Here is a 3,946-nt window from a genome sequence, read left to right on the forward strand (position 1 = left end):
CGCGCGACACGGTCGGGCTGATGGACAGGCTTCAAATCGGGTCCGCCCACATAGTCGGCGCCTCCATGGGCGGCATGATCGCCCAGATCGTCGCGGCCGAGCATCCGAGCCGGGTGAAGAGCCTGACCTCGATCATGTCGTCCCCGGCGCCCGTCATGCCGAAGCCGAAAGTGCTGCGCGCCCTGCTCAAGCCGCAGCCGCGCGACCGGGAGCGGGCGATCCATCGCATGAGCGCCTTCTTCCGGCTGGTGGGCGGCTCGGGCTATCCGCCGACCGACGCGGAGCTCAAGGCGAGGGTCGACCGGTCCGTGCGGCGCAGCTATCGCCCGGACAGCTTCGCACGCCACCTCATCGCCATCCAGACCGGGCCGAGCCGCGTCGCCATGCTGCGCCGCGTCAGCGCGCCGACGCTCGTATTGCACGGCTCGGACGATCCGCTGGTGCCCCCCATCGGCGGAATTAGGACCGCGGCGGCCGTTCCCGGCGCCCGCTTGCGCATCGTGCCGGGAATGGGCCATTTTCTGCCCGAGGCCCTGGTTCCGCTGCTCACGGAAGAGATCGCCGTACACTGCCGGAAAGCCGAGGGCGTTGCGCAAGCGCCCGCCAGTGAAAACGCTGAGGGAACGCCATGAAACGCCTGTCCGCGCTCGACGCGCTCTTCCTCTACATGGAGACACCCGAGACGCCGATGCACGTCGCGAGCCTGACGATCTTCAAGCCGGAGAGGCCGAGCGACGACCTGTTCGCGCGCTTTCGCGCCCACACCGCGGCGCGGCTTGATCTCCTGCCGTCCTACCGCCGCCGGCTCGAGCCCACGCCGCTCGGGCTCGATCATCCGGTCTGGATTGTCGAGGACAAGGTCGACCTCGACTACCACATCCGCCATGAGGCGCTGCCGAAGCCCGGCGGCATGGCGGAGCTGCGCGCCCTTATCGGGCAGCTTCATGCGGTCCCCCTCGATCGAAAGCGCCCGCTGTGGGAGTACCACTTCATCGAGGGCCTCGAGGACGGCAGCTTTGCCGTTTACGTCAAGGTGCATCATTCAGCGATGGACGGCCTTGCCGGTATGGCGACCCTCGGCGTCACCTTCGATTTCTCGCCTGATGCGGAGCATGAGCGCCTGCCTCCGAGGACGGTTCCGCCCGACGCCGAGCCGAACGATTTCATCGAAATGACGAGCACGGCAATCGGCGACTTCATCCGCCAGGGCTGGAGAACGGTCAAGGCGCTCCCGGGCGCCGCCAGGGCGCTGACCAAGGCCGCCCCCAACCTCAGCCGCGATGCGCGCTTTCTTTACCGCTATTTGAGTGAGATGCCCCGAACGCCGTTTAACCGGGCGATCTCAGCGCATCGGGTGTACGCGACCTCTTCGCTCCCGTTTCCCGAGGTCAAGGCGCTCGCGAAATCGAGGGGCGTGACGGTCAACGATATTGTGCTGGCGCTGTGCGCCGGCGCGCTGCGCCGCTACCTTGTCGAACACGCGGCGCTGCCGGCTAAGGGCCTGGCCGTCGGCGTGCCGGCCTCGATCAGACCCCTCGGCAACGCTCAGCTCAACAATCAGGTGGTTTTCACCCTCTCCCGCCTGCCGACCGAGGTCGCCGAGCCCCTGCCGCGACTCGCAGCAGCCCAGGCCGCGGGCCAGGAGGCGAAGAACCTGTTCGCCGACATGCGCGAGCTCGTGACGACCGACATTTCGATCCTCGCCGCGCCGCTCATCGTCATGGGTCTGACGAGACTGTGGGCCGCTGCGCGCGGCGCCAACTATCTCTGGCCATTTTTCAATCTGGTGATCTCAAACGTGCCGGGCCCAAGGAAGCCCCTGTATTGCGTCGGCGCCCCCGCAACGCACTATTTTCCGATCTCGATTCCCTACCACGGCTGCGCGCTCAACGTGACGGTGCAGAGTTATCTCGACCAGTTGGACTTCGGCCTCATCGCCTGCAGCGAGGCCGTTCCCGACGCGCAGCGGATCGCCGATTTCATCGTCGAGGACTTCGCCGCCCTGAAGGCGGCGGATGCGGAATTCGCAAGGCCCGATATTGTCGAGAAAATCGCTCTGACGCTCGAGGCCAAGCCCGCCGCGACGCACAGGCCGATCGCGCTCGGCGAGGCGAAGCCGCCGCAGGCGCCGCGCCCGCTGAAAGCCGAAAAGGCGACCGCGCTCACTCGCCAGGTCGACGCGCTCGCCACCGCGACCGAGACGTTGCGCAGCCGGCTCGCCGCGAAGGCCGCGACGCCTGAGCAAACGCGGCCCGAACCCGCCGAGAAGAAACCGGCGGCCGTAAAGGCCAAGGCCGGGGCAAAGCGGCCGCCGCGGCGGGTGACCGGGCCGGCGCCGGAGACGGCGCCCGCGAAGTCGCCCCGGCCGCGCCGGGTCGCCAAGGCGGCCGCAGGCAAAACGCGCCCGCGCCGCGCGACTGGCAAGCCGAAGACTTAACCGTGGCACACGGCGGCGCCCGGATCCAGCGCCCCTCGGCGCTCCTGCTCGCGCTCGAGGCGCGCGGCCTTGCCAGTCCCGCCCGCCTTCTGGCCGCGGCGCCGTTCCTGATGTCCGCCCCGCGGGGAGGGCCCCAGGCCGTCATCGTCCTGCCGGGGCTCGGCGCGAGCGACCGGTCGACTTCCGCTCTGCGCTTCTACCTCCGATTCCTTGGCTATCAGCCGCACGGCTGGAATCGGGGGCGCAACGTGCGGCCCGCTGGCGCGGATCTGCCGGCGGTCGCGGCCCAGATCGGCGCGCTCCGCGCCGCGACGGGGATTCCGGTCACGCTCGTCGGCTGGAGCCGTGGCGGCCTGATCGCGCGCGAGGCTGCGCGCATCGCGCCGGACGCGGTCAGGATGGTTATTACGCTCGGAAGCCCGTTCGCGGCGCCGGCGGCCACCAACGTCGGCGCCGCTTGGCGGCGCCTCACCGGCGAGGGCTTACCGGCGCAGGGGGCGGAATATTGGCAAGGGCTCGCCGCGCCGCTGCCGGTCCCTTCCACCTCGATCTACAGCCGCGCCGACGGCATCGTCGCCTGGCGGGCCTGCCTTCAGCCGGACGGGCTGCAAAGCGAAAGCATCGAAGTTCAGGGCTCGCATCTCGGGCTCGGCTTCAACCCCGCCGCATTGTGGGTCATTGCCGACCGGCTCGCCCAGCCTCTCGGGACGTGGACCCCGTTTCGGCCAAGCGGGCTTGCAGCGCCGTTCTTTCCGCGCCGGCGGAACGCTCCGAACTCGCGCCGCGGTCCTTCATGACGGCTGCATGACGGTTGTTGATCCGCGTCAAAGCGCGTCCGCCCAAGGGCGTATACAATCGCTCACAAAAAGGAGGGAGGGCTATGTCCGTCAAGCTAATTCCGCCGAGCCCGTCGGCCTATACGTATCCGCTGCTCATCAAGCATCTCCTGCATGCGCCGATGACGCGCGCGCCGGACCAGGAGATCGTCTACCGCGACCTTCGCCGCCGCACTTACCGCGAGTTTCGCGAGCGGATCGGAAGGCTGGCGAGCGGCCTCACCCAGATTGGCGTCGACCAGGGCGATGTCGTCGCGATCCTCGAGTGGGACAGCGACCGCTTCCACGAATGCTACTTCGCCATCCCGATGATGGGCGCTGTGATGCAGACGGTGAACGTCAGCCTCGCCCCCGAGGACATCGCCTACACCATCATCGACAGCGGCGCGACGACAGTGCTGTTCAACGCCGACTTCCTGCCGCTGGTCGAGAAACTTGAGCCCCATCTGAAGGCGGTCAAGGCCTACGTTCTGATGCACGACCGGCCGGAATCGCCACTGACCGACTTTCCGATCAAGGCCGAATACGAGGCGCTGCTGTCGATCGGGCTCGCCCTATTTCCCGTTCCCGGACTTCGATGAGAACGCCGTCGCCACGATCTTTCACACCACCGGCACGACCGGTCGGCCCAAGGGCGTCTACTTCACCCATCGGCAGATGGTCCTGCACACGC

At 68.2% G+C, this 3,946-nt stretch carries 5 protein-coding genes; all 5 read left to right on the forward strand.

The features are described 5' to 3' along the window. On the forward strand, nt 1–632 hold a 632-nt coding region (locus ACLP25_RS26150; RefSeq protein ID WP_442472032.1), incomplete at its 5' end, for an alpha/beta fold hydrolase. Continuing rightward, on the forward strand, nt 629–2,437 hold the full coding sequence (locus ACLP25_RS26155) for a wax ester/triacylglycerol synthase family O-acyltransferase (RefSeq protein WP_442472033.1): 1,809 nt from the start codon (nt 629–631) through the stop codon (nt 2,435–2,437). The genes ACLP25_RS26150 and ACLP25_RS26155, both read left to right, overlap by 4 nt. A 2-nt stretch (nt 2,438–2,439) precedes the next feature. After that, entirely contained in the window at nt 2,440–3,234 is a 795-nt protein-coding gene (locus tag ACLP25_RS26160) for a lipase family alpha/beta hydrolase (RefSeq protein ID WP_442472034.1), read from the forward strand. A gap of 83 nt (nt 3,235–3,317) precedes the next feature. After that, the gene (locus ACLP25_RS26165) at nt 3,318–3,854 is read left to right on the forward strand and encodes an AMP-binding protein (protein WP_442472035.1); all 537 of its coding nucleotides are present in this window, start codon (nt 3,318–3,320) and stop codon (nt 3,852–3,854) included. Nucleotides 3,855–3,870: 16 nt separating this feature from the next. Further along, a partial coding sequence (locus ACLP25_RS26170; protein ID WP_442472036.1) for a hypothetical protein occupies nt 3,871–3,946 on the forward strand: 76 nt, incomplete at its 3' end.

Source organism: Roseiarcus sp., from assembly GCF_052145395.1.
GTDB lineage: Bacteria > Pseudomonadota > Alphaproteobacteria > Rhizobiales > Beijerinckiaceae > Roseiarcus.

Bases quoted from the DNA above. Each gene is read 5' to 3' on its own strand.
- ACLP25_RS26165 (WP_442472035.1), top strand. From the start codon at position 3,318: ATGTCCGTCAAGCTAATTCCGCCGAGCCCGTCGGCCTATACGTATCCG.
- ACLP25_RS26155 (WP_442472033.1), top strand. From the start codon at position 629: ATGAAACGCCTGTCCGCGCTCGACGCGCTCTTCCTCTACATGGAGACA.